At 64.4% G+C, this 15846-nt stretch carries 13 protein-coding genes and 1 riboswitch; of the genes, 5 read left to right on the forward strand and 8 right to left on the reverse strand.

Annotated features, from left to right (window positions below; all coding sequences use genetic code 11):
* Positions 1-28: 28 nt before the first annotated feature.
* On the reverse strand, positions 29-679 hold the full coding sequence (gene ribB, locus ACQ4OD_RS04040; protein ID WP_430943919.1) for a 3,4-dihydroxy-2-butanone-4-phosphate synthase: 651 nt from the start codon (positions 677-679) through the stop codon (positions 29-31).
* Positions 680-759: 80 nt separating this feature from the next.
* A riboswitch (FMN riboswitch) is annotated at positions 760-901 on the reverse strand.
* 511 nt (positions 902-1412) lie between these two features.
* Between ribB and ACQ4OD_RS04045 the strand changes: the two genes are divergently transcribed.
* Both ACQ4OD_RS04045 and ACQ4OD_RS04050 read left to right on the forward strand, forming a co-directional pair.
* Positions 1413-2597, forward strand: a complete 1185-nt coding sequence (locus ACQ4OD_RS04045; protein ID WP_430943920.1) for an AAA family ATPase — start codon at positions 1413-1415, stop codon at positions 2595-2597.
* Positions 2597-3313 carry a hypothetical protein gene (locus tag ACQ4OD_RS04050; protein WP_430943921.1) on the forward strand — a complete coding sequence of 239 codons (717 nt, stop codon included), beginning with the start codon at positions 2597-2599 and terminating at the stop codon, positions 3311-3313. Before ACQ4OD_RS04045 ends, ACQ4OD_RS04050 begins: the two co-directional genes overlap by 1 nt.
* Here ACQ4OD_RS04050 and rtcR read toward each other — a convergent pair.
* Entirely contained in the window at positions 3304-4893 is a 1590-nt protein-coding gene (gene rtcR / locus ACQ4OD_RS04055) for an RNA repair transcriptional activator RtcR (RefSeq protein WP_430943922.1), read from the reverse strand. The genes ACQ4OD_RS04050 and rtcR overlap by 10 nt on opposite strands.
* Positions 4894-5494: 601 nt before the next feature.
* Here rtcR and ACQ4OD_RS04060 point away from each other — a divergent pair.
* From ACQ4OD_RS04060 to ACQ4OD_RS04070, 3 genes are read left to right on the forward strand one after another with little or no spacing between them, the layout of a single operon-like run.
* Positions 5495-6625, forward strand: a complete 1131-nt coding sequence (locus ACQ4OD_RS04060) for a slipin family protein (RefSeq protein WP_139668172.1) — start codon at positions 5495-5497, stop codon at positions 6623-6625.
* 38 nt (positions 6626-6663) lie between these two features.
* Entirely contained in the window at positions 6664-7869 is a 1206-nt protein-coding gene (locus ACQ4OD_RS04065) for an RtcB family protein (RefSeq protein WP_198754406.1), read from the forward strand.
* Positions 7870-7908: 39 nt separating this feature from the next.
* Positions 7909-8706 carry a nucleotidyltransferase domain-containing protein gene (locus tag ACQ4OD_RS04070; protein WP_430943923.1) on the forward strand — a complete coding sequence of 266 codons (798 nt, stop codon included), beginning with the start codon at positions 7909-7911 and terminating at the stop codon, positions 8704-8706.
* Between the two features lie 111 nt (positions 8707-8817).
* On the opposite strand, the gene ACQ4OD_RS04075 is transcribed toward ACQ4OD_RS04070, so the two are convergent.
* The 6 genes from ACQ4OD_RS04075 to ACQ4OD_RS04100 all read right to left on the reverse strand — a co-directional run bounded on the left by ACQ4OD_RS04075 (position 8818) and on the right by ACQ4OD_RS04100 (position 15709).
* Positions 8818-9708, reverse strand: coding sequence for an alpha/beta hydrolase (locus ACQ4OD_RS04075; protein ID WP_430943924.1), 891 nt, complete (start codon positions 9706-9708; stop codon positions 8818-8820).
* A gap of 73 nt (positions 9709-9781) precedes the next feature.
* Positions 9782-12010, reverse strand: a complete 2229-nt coding sequence (locus ACQ4OD_RS04080; protein ID WP_139668179.1) for a TonB-dependent siderophore receptor — start codon at positions 12008-12010, stop codon at positions 9782-9784.
* A gap of 83 nt (positions 12011-12093) precedes the next feature.
* On the reverse strand, positions 12094-13431 hold the full coding sequence (locus tag ACQ4OD_RS04085; protein WP_139668181.1) for a HAMP domain-containing sensor histidine kinase: 1338 nt from the start codon (positions 13429-13431) through the stop codon (positions 12094-12096).
* Positions 13431-14123, reverse strand: a complete 693-nt coding sequence (locus tag ACQ4OD_RS04090; RefSeq protein WP_139668183.1) for a response regulator transcription factor — start codon at positions 14121-14123, stop codon at positions 13431-13433. Before ACQ4OD_RS04090 ends, ACQ4OD_RS04085 begins: the two co-directional genes overlap by 1 nt.
* Positions 14124-14247: 124 nt before the next feature.
* Positions 14248-15177, reverse strand: a complete 930-nt coding sequence (locus tag ACQ4OD_RS04095) for a FecR domain-containing protein (protein ID WP_139668185.1) — start codon at positions 15175-15177, stop codon at positions 14248-14250.
* Positions 15170-15709, reverse strand: coding sequence for a sigma-70 family RNA polymerase sigma factor (locus ACQ4OD_RS04100; RefSeq protein ID WP_139668187.1), 540 nt, complete (start codon positions 15707-15709; stop codon positions 15170-15172). Before ACQ4OD_RS04100 ends, ACQ4OD_RS04095 begins: the two co-directional genes overlap by 8 nt.
* Positions 15710-15846: the final 137 nt, after the last annotated feature.

Here is a 15846-nt window from a genome sequence, read left to right on the forward strand (position 1 = left end):
GCTGATCGGGAGCGGGCTTGCCCAGGTATCAGGCCGGCTCGGCCTCGAGTTCCACCATCGCCTCACGATAGCGCGCCAGCTCCTCGATGGTCAGCACTGGCAGATTGTACTGCCGCGCATACACCGCCACCTGTTCGCCCCGGGCCATGCTGCCATCGGGGTTCATCAGTTCGCACAGCACCGCCGCCGGGCGCAGGCCGGCCAGGCGGGCCAGGTCCACCGAGCCTTCGGTGTGGCCGCGACGGGTCAGCACGCCGCCGTCACGGGCGCGCAGGGGGAATACATGGCCGGGGCTGACGATGTGGCGCTGTTGCGCGGTGGAGCGCAGCGCGGCTTCGATGGTGGTGATGCGGTCCTGCGCCGACACGCCGGTGCTGACGCCCTCGGCGGCTTCGATGGTGACGGTGAAGCCGGTGCTGTGGCGGGCCTGGTTGTTCTGCACCATTGGCGCCAGCTGCAGGGCGTCGACGGTGGCTTCGTCCAGGCACAGGCAGACGATACCGCTGCAATCGCGGATCATCATGGCCATGGTCTGCAGCGAAAGGTTCTCGGCGGCAGCGACGATGTCGGCTTCGTCCTCGCGGTCGTCGTCGTCGAGCAGCAGCACGGGGCGCCCGGCCTGGAAGGCGGCGATGGCGGCGCTGACGTTGGGGAATTGCTTGTTAAGCGGGGTGGACATGAAACGCTCCTCGTGAATGATCGATGAACGTCTCGGGGCGAACAAAATGCGCGCGCAAGGGCGCCTGGACGGCCCCTGCCAAACGCCTTCTTTCATCCGGACTATGACCGTCGGCCCTGGAATCTCACCAGATCTGCTGACCCCCGGCATGGCCGGGGCGCTCGCGGGCTCATCTTTCGATTTACCGCCGGTGGGGACTTTCACCCCGCCCTGAAGACCCGGGGAGCATACCGCAAACCGACCATTCGCTGGCAAGCCCTGCTTAAGTCGATGCCGGTCTTTCCTCAATCCCTGTGGGAGCGGCGGTTCGGCGCCCCGATTTGTCCTGCGAACACGGGTGTAGCCCGTGCCAGGCAGCGATGTCTCAAGTCCATGCAGCGGGCAAGAGAGAAACCGAGGGAGTGAAGAAAACTCGGCTAGACCGAAGTCTGCCCGTGCACGGCTGCCATAGGGACATGCTCGATTACTCATCAACGTTCTCACACCCGGCCGCAAACATCGCGACTCAGGGACGTTATTCCTGAGGTGATTTCCCGACAACAGAGGAGCTTCGGCAAGTCGCGTAGGATACTTCCCAAGCCTGTTTGGCTCGAAGCATTTGGTTTCCGATTGGGAAACGTCCTACGGCTTATGCGCGCTGTTAAGCGGCCAAGGCCGGTGAAGGCGGGACGCCTGAGCCAAAAAGGTTTATCGTTTGGCATGCGAATTTGCAGGGCCTGGGAAGACACTAGACATGACCGAGCGTGACCCGTTGAAAACATCGCGTGCAGGAGTGATTCAGCTCAAGCGCATGACCATCGACAACTTCAAGTCGCTGGTTGGTTTTTCGATATCACTGACCAAGTTCACCTGTCTGATCGGGTTGAACGGTGCCGGTAAGTCGACAATTCTTCAGGCGATGGACTTCCTGTCGCAACAGATGCGTGGCGATCTTACGGGCTGGTTGAAGAGTCGGGAGTGGAAGGCGACTGACCTCAAGTCCAAGCTAGGCAAGACCAGCAATATAACTTTCGAGCTGCGCTGCACGTTGGATAACTCAGCGTTGGTATGGCGAGGAAGTTTCAATCGCTCGTTGCTGCGCTGTACCCAGGAAAGTATCGAGCTTGACGACACCGTGGTCATGAAGGTCGACGACGGCCGGTTTGTAGTGGACCAGAACGGGTTGGGGGCTTGGCTGACGGGGGACATCGCATTCGAGTACCAAGGGTCTTTGCTCTCGCAACTCAAGGAAGAAAGTGTGAGCCCGCAGTTGCGCCTGTTCAAACGTTTTATCGCGACGATCACGTCGCTGGATGCCCTGTCACCTCAGCATTTACGCCGCAAGTCACGTGAGGCTGATGGCGGGCTGGGTTTTGCAGGCGAAAAGTTTTCTTCATTTCTCCACGCCTTGCCCGAAGCCAGCAAACTTCGGTTGCTCGAATTGTTGGGGGGGCCTTATCCACAGGTCCAGGCCATCGACCTGTCGGCCTTGCGTGCAGGCTGGAAGTCGCTAAGCATCCAAGAGCGCTATGCCGATCATCGCTTCAGTACCGAAGCCCGGCACATGAACGATGGCATGTTGCGCCTGATGGCGATCCTTGCCGAAACCTTGTCCGATCACCAGTTCATGCTGTTTGATGAAGTTGAAAATGGCATCAACCCCGAAGTGATCGAGTTTTTGCTCGATCACCTTGTGAACACCCCCCAGCAAGTCATGGTGACCACGCACAGCCCAATGGTGTTGAACTACCTCGAGGATGAAGTTGCACGCGAAGGGGTGCAACTGATCTACAAAATGCAGGATGGGCGGACCCGGGCTATTGCGTTCTTCGGAATACCGGCGATGGCCGAGAAGTTGAGGGTCATGGGGCCGGGTGAGGTCTTTGTAGATACCAACCTTGTTGCATTGACCAAAAAGCTGGCTCAGGGAGAGCACTGATGCTGCTGCTCGTTAGTGGAGAAGGGCCTTCGGATATTGGTGTGGATGTGCCAGGTGAGCAAGGCTGGGTATTTAGGCCAGGGCCGATGACTCATGTCATAGACCGCTTGTTCGAACATCGATGTGACTACTCAGCACTGCTGTGTGAAATGATCGAGTTCATCTCCGAGCGAGCGCTCGTAGAGGTGAAGGAAAAGAATTCAGGCCGCAAGTTTCGGGCGCCTGGAAAGCGCAAAGAGCAGGAAACGAACTTCTTCTACGAGAATGCGCAGCGTCTAGCCATTCTATCTGTCGAGCGTCAGATGCAGGCGGATAGGATGGTGATTCCGGTCCTGTTCCGAGACAGCGACACCGTATCCATCAGGGAGTGGCGCGCCAAATGGCGGTCAATGCTGGATGGCTTCGAATCTGGTGGTTCATCGTTGGGCGTGCCGATGATTCCGCAGCCAAAGTCCGAAGCGTGGCTGCTCTGCGCGTGCAGGGATCCTCAGTACGAGCATTGCGCACAGTTGGAGAGCGCCCCTGGAAACGATGACGCGCCTGCCCCGCTCAAGCCGATGCTGGATGCGGCACGTAATGGTAGGAGTAGCGCGCAGGAGTTGGTCGAAGCCATTGAAAACGGCGATATCGACCCCCTGCGTATCACAATGCCTAGCTTCGATGAGTTCCGTACACGCTTGAATCACGTACTGGATCAATTCAACGGTCACCCCTGACCCTTCACCTGCTGCCAATCCAATCCGAACCGCGCCAGGTACTTGCGCAGGCGGTCGGCGTCGTTGGGGTTGGCCTTCTCCTGGCGTGATACCGCGAACAGCTGGCGCCCGGCCTCGGACAGGCTCTGGGCGCGGCGGCACACATCGATCACCGCCTGCAGTTGTACCTGGTCGAACAGGTCCAGTTCGCGGCCGGCCAGCAGCGGCTCGGTTGCCGATTCCAGGCCCCAGGCATAGCGCAGCCGAGCGATCTCTTCCTCGACCAGTGCCTCGTCGATGCGCCCGCTGTCGGCCAGGGTCGCCATGCGCGTGATCGATGCCGACAGCTCGCGGAAGTTACCGGCCCAGCGTGCTTCGCTGGCGTGGGCGAAGGCCAGGTAGCGGCGCTTGGCTTCGAGGTTGAAGCGCACCTGGCGGCCTTGCTCACGGGCGTGGCGCTGCAACTCGAAATCCAGGTTCGGCTCGATGTCCTCGCGCCGCTGGGCCAGGCCCGGCAGGGCGAAGGTCCACAGGTTGATGCGGGCGAACAGGTCTTCGCGGAACGAGCCGTCGGCGACCTTGGCGCGCAGGTCCCGGTGGGTGCCGGCGATCAGTTGGAAGTCGCTTTCCACCTCACGGTCGGCGCCCAGCGGGAAGAAGCGCTTTTCTTCGATGGCCTTGAGCAGCATGGCCTGTTCGTCGGCGCCCAGCTCACCGATTTCGTCGAGGAATAGCATGCCGCCGTCGGCGGCGCGCAGCAGGCCGTCGCGGGCGTTCTGCGCGCCGGTGAAGGCGCCTTTGGCATGGCCGAACAGGGTCGACATGGCGCCGTCGCCGCGCAGGGTGGCGCAGTTCACCTCGATGAAGCGACCGCCCAACTGGTGACGACCGCGCTTGAGCTCATGGACGCGGCGGGCCAGGAACGACTTGCCGGCGCCGGTCGGGCCGACCAGCAGCATCGGCGCCTTCGAGCGCAGGGCGACCCGTTCGATCTGCTCTATGGTGCGGTTGAAGTCCGGGTTGCGCGTGGCGATGCCTGACTTGAGCAGCGACTGCCCCTCGACCTGTTCGCGGCGAAAGCGCGAGGCGATCGGGTCGTAGCGCGACAGGTCGAGGTCGATCAGGGTGGCGATGCCGGCAGGGTCGCTGTTTTCGTCGTGCTTGCGCGAGGGTGAGGTCTGCACCAGGCGCGCCGGCAGGTAGCGCGCCTCGGTGAGCAGGAACCAGCAGATCTGCGCGACGTGGGTGCCGGTGGTGATATGCACCAGGTAGTCCTCGTGCTCGGTGTCGAAGCTGTAGCCGCTGGCGAAGTCGTGCAGGGCGCCGTAGACCTCCTCGAAATCCCACGGGTTGCGCAGCGCCAGCGGGTGCAGGCGCACCTCTGTGCCGGGCGAGACCTGCTGGATGTCGGCGCGGATTCGCTCGGCCAGGCCGAGGTCGCGTGCGCCGGGGCCGTGGATAAGTTCCAGGCGGTCCAGGGGCAGGTCGGGTTGCTGGCACAGGCCGATGGTTGGCCGCCACCTGTTCCAGCGCGCCGCACCCTTGCCGTTGCGGTCGAGGGTGGTGCCGAGAAAACCGATGGCGACGAGAGGCTTGGTCATCCGTGATTATCCAAAAAGATAAATATATATCGCAGGATATACGAAAAATTAAATCGGTTAGACACCTTGTAATGTATCGGCTAACGCGCAATAAGAAATAAATGCTTATAAATCAGTTGGTTATGCGGTTTTTTCAAGAACGAATGAAAACCTGGCACGCCGCTCGCTATATCCCTCTCGACCGCATCGCCAGGCAGGCCCTCGGGTCAGGGGATATTAACCCCCGCCGGTGCACGTACCCACCTTCAGGTGTCGGTGTCGTGCATGCCGCCGCTGCAACGAACGGTCATTGCGGCGCAAGCCTGTGAACAGGCTTGCGAGGCGCTCGCCGGGCCAAGTCCCGGCACTACCCTCCACGGTAGCTACAAACGCAACACCCGCAGGTGGGGCACAGGCAACGCAACCAGGGCCAGGATGGTCCGCTTTTGCGAAGGACGCCTGGGCTACCGCTGGCCCACCCGGCCCGCCGGCCGGGCCTGGCGCAACGATGAAGGCCGCCGGAGCAAGCGCTCCCGGCCCCGGACTCCGCCAGGCTTCGCCCACGGCGCTCGGTGAGTCAGCGACCCCTGCAACCAAGGACATTGATAAAAGGATGAGCAAGATGAAACTGTTGAAACGCTTTGTGGTGAAGAAAAACGAACGTGGCCTGCTGATGAGCGAAGGCGACTTCGTGTCGATTCTCGAGCCTGGCCAGTACTCGCGTTTCGACTGGCAAGACCGGCTGACGGTGACCACCTTCAGCCTCCAATCCCCGCTGTTCGACCACCCGCTGGCACAGTACCTGCGCGGGCAGGAGCCAGCTCTGGTCGAGCAGCATTTCGAAGCCATGGACCTGGCGCAGCACGAGGCCGGCCTGCGTTTCGAGGACGGCCGCATGGTCGAGTTGCTGGCACCGGACAGTCGCCGCCTGTACTGGAAAGGCCAGGTCGAGCATGGCTTGCAGCGCATCGACCTGAATCAGGGCCGGCGCCTGGACGATGAACTGGTGGTCCGCCTGAACCGCCCCGGTGTGGCCGGCACGGACCTGGTGCTGCTGGCGCTGGTGCCGGCGTTCCATGTCGGTGTGCTGAAGATCGACGGCGTGGTAGCCGGGTTGCTCGAGCCGGGCCGCCATGGCTACTGGCGCTGCGGCAGCCAGGTAGCGGTGGAGATGGTCGACACTCGCTTGCAGGCGCTGGAGGTCAACGGCCAGGAGATCCTCACCCGCGACAAGGTCAGCCTGCGCCTGAGCCTGGTGGCCAACTGGCGCTACACCGATGTACTCGGCGCCCACGGGCAGATGAGCAAACCGGTGGAGCACCTGTACCGCGAACTGCAGTTCGGTTTGCGTGCTGCGGTGGGCACCCGCACCCTCGACGAACTGCTGGAAGACAAGCAGTCCATCGACGGTAGCGTCACCGAGCACCTGCTGGCGCACCTGCAAGACAGTGGCCTGGAGGTGAGCAGCCTGGGGGTGCGCGACATCATCCTGCCGGGCGAGATGAAAACCCTGCTGGCGCAGGTAGTGGAGGCAGAGAAGGCTGCCCAGGCCAACGTGATCCGCCGGCGTGAGGAAACCCAGGCGACCCGCTCGCTGCTCAACACCGCCAAGGTGATGGAAGGCAACCCGACGGCCCTGCGCCTCAAAGAGCTGGAAACCCTGGAGCGGGTGGCCGAGCGCATCGACCGGATTTCGGTGTTCGGTGGCCTGGATCAGGTATTGAATGGCATGGTCAGTCTCAAGGCGGGTTGACCCTTTGCGACACGACGTACGCAACAAGGAACAAGGTAATGAACATACTCGAAGTGGCGGGCGGCAAGCCGATCAAGCTGTGGACCGACGGTGTGCCGGTCGAGGACGACGCCCGCAAGCAACTGATGAACACGGCGAAGATGCCGTTCATCTTCAAGCACCTGGCGGTGATGCCGGATGTGCACCTGGGCAAGGGCTCGACCATCGGCAGCGTGATCCCCACCGTGGGCGCGATCATCCCGGCGGCGGTGGGCGTGGACATCGGCTGCGGCATGATCGCCGCGCGCACCTCGCTGCATGCCCGTGACCTGCCGGACAACTTGCATGGCCTGCGTACAGCCATCGAGAAGGCCGTGCCCCATGGCAAGACCTTCGGCCGTCGCGACCAGGGTGCCTGGGACAACGTGCCGAACTACGCCGACCAGGTCTGGAGCGGCCTGGCCGGGCGCTTCAAGGCAATCACCGACAAGCATCCGCGCCTGGAGAAGACCAACAACCGCCAACACCTGGGGACACTGGGCGGCGGCAACCACTTCATCGAGGTCTGCCTGGACGAGGCCGACCGCGTCTGGTTCATGCTGCACAGCGGCTCGCGTGGCGTCGGCAACGCCATCGGCAACCTGTTCATCGAACTGGCCCAGGCCGACATGCGCCAGCACATGGTCAACCTGCCGGACCGCGACCTGGCGTATTTCGAGGAAGGCAGCCGGCACTTCGCCGACTATGTCGAGGCGGTGGAGTGGGCGCAGGACTTCGCCCGGCACAACCGCGAACTGATGATGCAGGCGGTGGTCGCCGCCACCCGCAAGGTGCTGGGCAAGCCGTTCGAGGCCAGCCTCGAGGCGGTCAACTGCCACCACAACTATGTGCAGAAGGAGCAGCACTTCGGCCGCGAGGTGCTGGTGACGCGCAAGGGCGCGGTGTCGGCGCAGAAGGGCCAGCTGGGCATCATCCCCGGCTCCATGGGCGCGAAGAGTTTCATCGTGCGCGGCCTGGGCAACGAGGAATCGTTCTGCTCGTGCAGCCATGGTGCGGGCCGGGTGATGAGCCGCACCAAGGCCAAGAGCCGCTTTACGGTCGAAGACCAGCAGCGCGCCACTGCCCATGTGGAGTGCCGCAAGGACAAGGATGTGATCGACGAGATCCCGATGGCCTACAAGGATATCGATGCGGTGATGCAGGCCCAGCGTGAGTTGGTCGAAGTGGTGCACACCCTGCGTCAGGTGGTGTGTGTGAAAGGTTGAGACGGGCGCCGTGTGGCGCCCAGTACAAGGAACGAAGACATGTGTCAGGACGACCCCCACCCACTGCCCGAGGCGATGCGCGCCCGGGTGCTCGATGAACTGCAACGTATCGAGCGCGAGCACCAGGTGACCGTGCTCTATGCCTGCGAGTCCGGCAGCCGGGCCTGGGGCTTCGCCTCGCCCGACAGCGACTACGACGTGCGCTTCGTCTACGTGCCGCGCAACGACTGGTACCTGCGGGTGGACGAGCCTCGCGACGTGATCGAGCGGCCGCTGAGCGACGAACTGGACATCAGCGGCTGGGAGCTGCGCAAGACCCTGCGTCTGATGCGCGGCGCCAACCCGAGCCTGCTCGAGTGGCTGGGCTCGCCGCTGGTGTATCGCACCGACGCCGAAGCTACTAGGCGCTTGCGCGAGCTGGGCGAGGCGTTCTACTCGCCACGCGCGGTGCGCCATCACTACCTGTCGATGGCACGCAAGAACCTGCGTGGCTACCTGATGGGCGAGACGGTGCGCTTCAAGAAGTACCTGTATGTGCTGCGACCGTTGCTGGCGGTGCGCTGGATCGACCAGGGCCTGGGCATGCCGCCGACAGCGTTCGCCGCGTTGATGGCACGCACCGTCGATGACCCGCGCCTGCAGGCGCCGATCGATGCGTTGCTGGCCGTGAAACGACGCAGCGGCGAAGCCGAGCACGGGCCGCGAGACGAGGTACTGCATGGGTTCATCGAGGCCGAGCTGGCGCGGGCGGATGAGGCGCGGGAGGTGCCGGTGACGCGTGGTGACACCGGGTTGCTGGATGATTTCCTGCGGGACATCGTGCGCCAAGCTGGATGAGGGCGCGCGGCATCTGTAGGAGCGGCTTCAGCCGCGATTACCCGCGAAGCGGGTGCCAGACAACACCTGGCTTGCATCGCGGCTAAAACTGCTTCTACAACGAATTACGCCTCACTGAGCCGACTTGGACATCCTGTCCAGTACGAAGCGCAGTGAGGCCGGCAGCATTGCTCCGTGGTCCAGGCCGTCGAATGGCTGGAAAGTCACTGACAATCCCTTCACTCCGGCCAGACTGGCCACCAGCGCCCGGGCAGGTCGTTGCACATCGCCCTGCAGCGGCCCCCGGGGATTGGCCGGCTCCCGCGTGCCGCGCATCAGCAGCAGGCCTGGCCGGTGGCTGCCCAGCCTCCCCTGCAACCCTTGCATCTCGGCCACGATGGCGCCGTCGTTCCACCACAACGATGGGCTGGCCGCCGCATAGTCGCTGAACAGCCATGGGCGGGCGAACAGTGTGTGCAGCACCGCCAGCCCGCCATAGGAGTGGCCCCAGAGCATCTGTCGTCGCGGGTCGATGGGCGCCACAGCGGCGACCATCGGGCGCATGCGCTGCTCCAGCAGGTCGAGGAACGCATCGACGCCGCCAATGGCCTGGCCTGTCAGCGGATCGCGCTGCTCGGCCAGCCCAGGTACGACTGGTGTGTAGTCATAGGTACGGGCGGAGCGCTCGATGCGTTGGTCGGTCTGGTAGCCGATGGCGACCAGCAGCGGTGCCTGGCCGTTGGCGAGCGCCTGCAACTGCTGCGATGCCAATGCGCTGATCGCGGCGTTGCCATCGAGCATCCACAGCACCGGGTAGCCGCTGGCGGGTGCCGGGCGCTGGGGCTTGCCGATCCACAGGCGGTAATGGCGCTGGCCATCCCGTGAGTCCAGGTCGAGGTGGCTGAAGCGATAGGCCATGTCCTGGCGCTGCAGCAGGGTAGTGTCCATCTTCTTTTCGGGGTGCGGCTGCGCCAAAGCCGTACCGGCCAGCAGCAATGCCAGGACAAGGGTCGGGATCTTCATCAGGCGTTCTCGTGGTGTCGTCCATGACACACCGCCGTCGCATCGTGCGAGGCAACGGCGGGGCGGGTTGGGTTCAGAAGGAGGCGGTCAGGCTGGTGTAGAGGGTGCGGCCCGGTTCGTTGTAGGTCGCCGCGCCTGCGCCTTCGATGCCGTTGACCGCCTGGGCGTTGCCGGCGCGGTACAGGCGTTTGTCGAACAGGTTGTCGATGCCGGCAGTCAGGCTCAGGTTCTTTGTCAGGGCGTAGGTGCCGCTGGCGCCGACCAAGGCGTAAGGCGCCACCTGGTCATTGGCGCTGCCGGTCACGCGCTTGCCCTGGTAGTCGTACTTCTTCGGCGTCTGCTTGCCATACCAGGCCACGCTCAGCTGCAGCGACAGGTCGTCGGAGGCTTGCCAGTCGAGCATCGAATTGAGGGTGTAGGCCGGGGTCACCGACAGGGTCTCGCCAGTGGTCTTGTTCTTCGATTGCAGCATGTAGGTGAAGTTGTTGCTCCACTTCAGCTGTTCGCTCAGCGGGATGGTCAGGGTGCCCTCGAGGCCCTCGACCAGCGCTTTGGGGATGTTCTCCCACTGGTAGAGGGTGGCGTTGGCGTTGGCGCCGGTGCCACCGGCTGCCTGGCCGATGCCGCTCAGGCCCGAGTCGATCTTGTTCTTGTAGTCGTTGCGAAAGTACGTCAGGCCGGCGACCCAGCCGTTGTCCTGGAACTCGATGCCCAGTTCCTTGTTGACGCTGGTCTCGGCCTCCAGGTGCGCGTTGCCCTGCAGGTAGCAGCTGGTGCTCTGCCCGTAGCAGCCCTGGCCACGGCTGTAGAGCAGGTAGTCGGGGTTGAGCTGGTACAGGTTCGGCGCCTTGTAGGCGCGGGCGATGCCGGCCTTCAGCGTCAGGGTGTCGCTCAGCGCGTGGGACAGGTTGAGCGACGGGCTCCAGTTGTCGCCGACGATGCTGTGGTGATCGAAGCGCAGCGCCGGAGTGAGCATGGTGCCGGGCAGCAGTTCGATGTTGTCCTCGGCAAACAGCGAGAAGATCTGCGCCTGGCTGCTGGTGCTGCGGCCGCTGCTGGTCAGGCCGGGCACGCTGCCGCCTTCGCTGGTGGTCTGGGTATTGGCGCTGGGGTCGTCGAGCTTCTGCTGGCTCCACTCGCTGCCCATGGTCAGAGTCTGGTCGCGCCAGGCGTGCAGTGGCAGGTTGAGCTCGCCGTGGGCGGTCAGGTCGCGCAGGGTCGAGGTGTAGAAGTCGGTGTTGCTGAAGATACCTTCGGTGCCACCGGCCAGGCCTTCGTTGATGCGCTGGTTGCGGGTCTTCTCGTATTGCAGGAAGGCCATGCTGCTGCCGAAGTCCCAATCGCCACGGTGAGTGATGGCGAAATTCTCGCGGTAGAGAATGTTGGTCTCCTTGCCCAGCATGCTTTTGACGTTGGCATTGGAGTTGGTGTTCTGCGTATCGCCCGCGTACAGGTTGCCTTGGCGGCTGAAGCCGGCTTCGAGTTCCAGGGTCTGCTCCGGGGTCAGGCGCCAGCTCAGCAGGCCGTTGAGGTCCTTGTTGCGCACGCCTTCGCGGCCGGCGGGCAGGGTGCCGGCCTGGGTCCCGGAGCGTGCGGACTCGTGGCCGGCGTTGATGTCCCAGTCGTCCGCGTCGGTCTTGGCCACGTTGCCGTACACCCGATAGCTGAGGGTGTCGGTGAGTGGGCCGTTGAGGCCGAAGCTCACGCGCTTGGTGGCGCCTTCGTCACCGTGCTGCGGGAAGTTCTGGTACACGGTCATGTTGCCGTGGGTCTCGCCCGCCGGTTGCTTGGTGATGATATTGATCACCCCACCCATGGCCCCGGAACCATAGCGTGCCGCCGCCGGGCCGCGGATCACTTCGATGCGCTCGACCTGGTCGGCCGGCACCCAGTTGGTGTCGCCGCGCGAATCCCGCTCGCCACGCCAGCCGTAGCGTACCGAGCTACGGCTGCTGACCGGCTTGCCGTCGACCAGGATCAGGGTGTTCTCCGGCCCCATGCCACGAATGTCGATCTGACGGTTGTTGCCGCGTTGACCGCTGGTGGAGTTGCCGGTCAGGTTGACTCCCGGCATGGTGCGGATGATCTGCGACAGGTCGTTGGCCGGCGGGCGCTTCTTGATGTCTTCGGCGGTGATGATCGACACACCGGGCGCCTGCTTGGTCTCTTCCAGCGCGGTGGCCACCACGTTCTGGCTTTCCAGCTCGATCGGTGCGGGCTGGTTGGCGGCGTGTACGGCGCTGCTCAGCAGGCAGCTGGACAGCAGCAGGAAGGGTGATAGGCAAAGCGGGCGGGGCGACATGTGTGATCTCCGGCGCGGCGGGCTGATTTCAAGAGATCACAGATGGTAATGGCTCTTATTTGAGAGTAAAGCGCATTAACTTTCTAAACACTTTCGGCCGCGGGCAGCAGCAGGTGCAGGCACAACCCAGGGTAGCCATTGCTCGCCCAGAGCCGTCCGCCCTGCAGCTCGATGGCGCGCCGGGCGATGGCCAGGCCCAGGCCGAAACCGGCGCCGCTGCCGGGTAGGCGGCGATAGGCCTGGAAGATCGGTTCGAGCTCCGCCTCCGGCACCCCAGGCCCGTGGTCGCGCAGGCACAGGTGCCAGTGCGTGCCCTCGCGCCAGCCCTCCAGGCTGACCTGGCCACCGGCGGGCGAATGACGGATGGCGTTGCGCAGCAGGTTTTCCAAGGCCTGGGCCAGGCTGTCCAGGTGGGCCTGCACCACGCAGTCGAGGCCGAGCGAGCAGGGCAGTCGCGCCATCGCCCAGCCGCTCTCGAAGCAGCTGTCCTGCACCAGCGCTTCCCACACCGAGAGCACCAGCACCGGCTCGGTCGCCAGTTGCGGCTGCTCGGTGTCCAGCCACGCCAGGTCGAGGGTGTCCTCCAGCAGTTTCTGCATGTCGTCCACTTCCCGGTCCAGGCGCTGGCGCAACTGCTCCGGGGGCAGGCCGCTGTCATGGGCGATGCGCAGGCGCGCCAGTGGCGTGCGCAGTTCGTGGGACAGGGTGCGCAGCAGCAGGCGTTGCTGGTCGAGGCTCCTGCGCAGGCGCACAGCCATGTGCTCGAAGGCCTGGGCCAGCTCGCCCAGTTCGTCGCGACGCTCCTGCAGGGGCAGGCCGGGGCCGTCCAGGTCGTCTGCACGCAATGCGTCGGCGCGGTCGCGCAGGCGGTTGAGGGGCACGACCAGGTGGCGGTACAACGCCAGGCCCAGCAACAAGGCGAGCAGGGCAGGGGCCACGCCGTGGGTGATCACGTGGGTCCAGGGGGTCAACCCGGTCGGCAGCAGGTGCTCGGGGAGCTGAATGACCAGGCGACCCTCCTGGGGGCGGCTGGGGAACTCGATGCTCACATAGGGCAACTCGTCCTGCAGGCGCCGGCTCATGGGCCAGTCGAGCTTGCGCATGAAGGTCAGGCGGCTGGCCTCTTCGGCGCTCAGCGACGTGGTACCGAGGCTCTGCAGGTGCGGGCCGATGATGGCGACCCAGGTGTCTTCCCGGACTTCCAGTTCGCGGCGCAGGCGCTCAACGCCGACGGCGCCGTCCGTGCGCCAGGCCTGCTCGGCCTGTTCGGCGAAGCCGGCCAGGAACATCCGGTCGGCGGGGGCGAGGAAGTAGGTACTGCGCTCCACCGACAGGCCCCAGGTCCAGATCAGCCAGGTCAGCAGCAGGCAGAAGCACACCTGCAGCAGCGCCAGTTTCCACAGCAGCGGATGTCGGCGCATCAGGCGCTACCCGGGTCGACCAGGATATAGCCCTGGCCACGCACGGCCTGGATCTCCAGGTGCCCCGCACCGATGGCGGCGAGCTTGCGGCGTAGGTTGCAGACATGCACATCCAGGCCGCGGTCGAGGCGGGTGTAGGCCCGGTGCAGGACGCTTTGATATAGGAAAGCCTTGCTCAGCGCCTCGCCGGGGTGGGCCTGCAAGGTCATCAGCAGGCGGTACTCGGAACCGGTCAGGCCGGCGTTCTGGCCATGGTGCGCGACATCATGGTTGGCCGTGTCGAAGTCCAGTGCGCAGGCATTGCGCGGAGCGGGCGGGCGCCGGTCCAGCGCCACCCGGCGCAGCAGGGCGTCGACCCGGGCATCGAGCTCGGCCAGGCTGAAGGGTTTGGGCAGGTAGTCGTCGGCGCCACGGGTGAAACCGCTGATGCGGTCCTGCTCGGCACCCAGGGCCGACATCAGCATCACCGGCACGGCCTGGTGCCGGCGCAGTTCGTCGAGCAGGCTGAGGCCGTCGACACCCGGGAGCATGATGTCCAGCAGCAGCAGGTCGAAGTGTGTCTGGTGTATCGCATTCAAGGCCTGGGTGCCGTTCTCGCAGGCTTGAACACTGAAGCCACGGCGCAGGAAGTGGTGTTCCAGGTCCTGGCGCAGGCGGGGATCGTCTTCGGCGAGGAGGAGCTTGGGGGACACGGGATTGCCTTGATGAGAATACATTGCAAATACGAATCATCCCATTGACGGCGGTGCCGGGGCAATGGCCAGGTGCTGGCATTTCGTCGCGTTACACGGCACATGCGGGAGCGGCTGTGTGATGTCAGCGGCTGATGAATGTCCCCCCGGCCTCGCTGCGGATACGCAGCTTATGGCTCTGCGCCAACATGGCCAGAGCCAGGGGCAGGTCATCGATCGGGAAACTGCCCGAAATCTGCAACTCGGCCAACGCCGGGTCGCAGACCAGGCGCTGCTCGCTGTAGCGCATCAGCTCCTGGGTCCATTGCAACAACGGCATCTCGTCGATTACCAGCAGGCCATTGCGCCAGGCCAGCTGGGCGTCGCGTGCATCCTCCAGTGGATCGAATCGATCACGGCTGAAGCGCAGCTGCGAGCCTGCTTGGACGATGACACCGCCGACGGCTTCGGGCTGGACCTGGACGGCGCCTTCGTAGACCGCGAGCAGGGTCTCCTGGGGGAACTGGCGCACGCTGAAACGGGTGCCCAACGCCTGCATGACGCCTTGCCCGGTGCGCACCCGCAAAGGCCGCGACGGGTCCGCCGCGGTGACGATGTATATCTCGCCCCGGCGCAAGTGCAGCAGGCGCTGCTCGGCCGTGAAGCGCACGCTCAGCTCGCTGTGGCTGTTGAGGGAAACCTGGGTGCCATCGGCCAGCAGCACGTCCCGGCGTTCGCCCAGGGCGGTGAGATAGTCGAGGCCACCCTCGCTGCGCCGCCATGCCCACCAACCCAGGGGGGCCGCGCCCAGCAACACCAGCAAGCTGCGCAGCACGGTGCGCCGGCTGCTGTCCGGGCGCACCAGCGTTTGTCGGGCCAGGGTGGGAGGCAAGGTGCCGAGGCGGGAGAGCAGGCGCTGCGCCCGGTTCCAGGCGCGTTCGTGCTCGGCGTCGCGGTATCGCCAGTGCTCCAGTTCGAGCTGTTGTGCCGGCGTCAGTGGCCCTTCCTGCATCAGCAGCAGCCAGGCGGCGGCTTGGGCGAGAATGGCTTGGGCGATGGGGGGCTGGTCATTCATCGCGCATCTGGCTCAGGCAGGCGACGTAGCCTTCGTGGATGTACTTCTTCACTGTCGGCAAGGCGATGTTCAGTGCCTGGGCGATGTCTTTCTGCTTCATGCCGTCCAGCGTTGCCATCAGGAAGGCTTGCCTGACCCGTGGCCGCAGGCTGTCGAGCACTGCGTCGATCTCGTGCAGGGTCTCGAGAATCACGCTCTGCTGCTCGGGCGACGGATGTTCGGCTTCGGGCACCAACGCCAGGGCCTCGAGCCAGGCCTGCTCAAGGGAATGCCGTCGACGCCAGCTGACCAGCACGCAATTGGCGATACGGGCCAGGTAGGCACGTGGCTGACGCAAGGTATCAGGCTGGGTGGTGTCCCGGCTGGCCAGCACGCGCACGAAAATGTCCTGGGCCAGGTCATCGGCCACGCCATGCCCCCAGGAACGCAAGCGGTACGCCAGCCAGCCGCGCAACCAGGCGTGGTGTTCGACATACAGCGTGGTCACGGCGCAGTGCTCGATGTGCCGTGGCGGGTTCTTGAAGAGGGTCATGGGCAGCGGGATCAGGGCGTAAATGCAAACAATTATCACTAGATTTGGCTAAATCACAAGATCAAGTGAAAATGCGAATCGCACGCATATACCTTTTTCGCTGTCGTGCGACAGAAGGGGTGCAAGCCCGCATCGAG

This window comes from Pseudomonas sp. WC1 (genome assembly GCF_050586565.1).
Taxonomy (GTDB): domain Bacteria; phylum Pseudomonadota; class Gammaproteobacteria; order Pseudomonadales; family Pseudomonadaceae; genus Aquipseudomonas.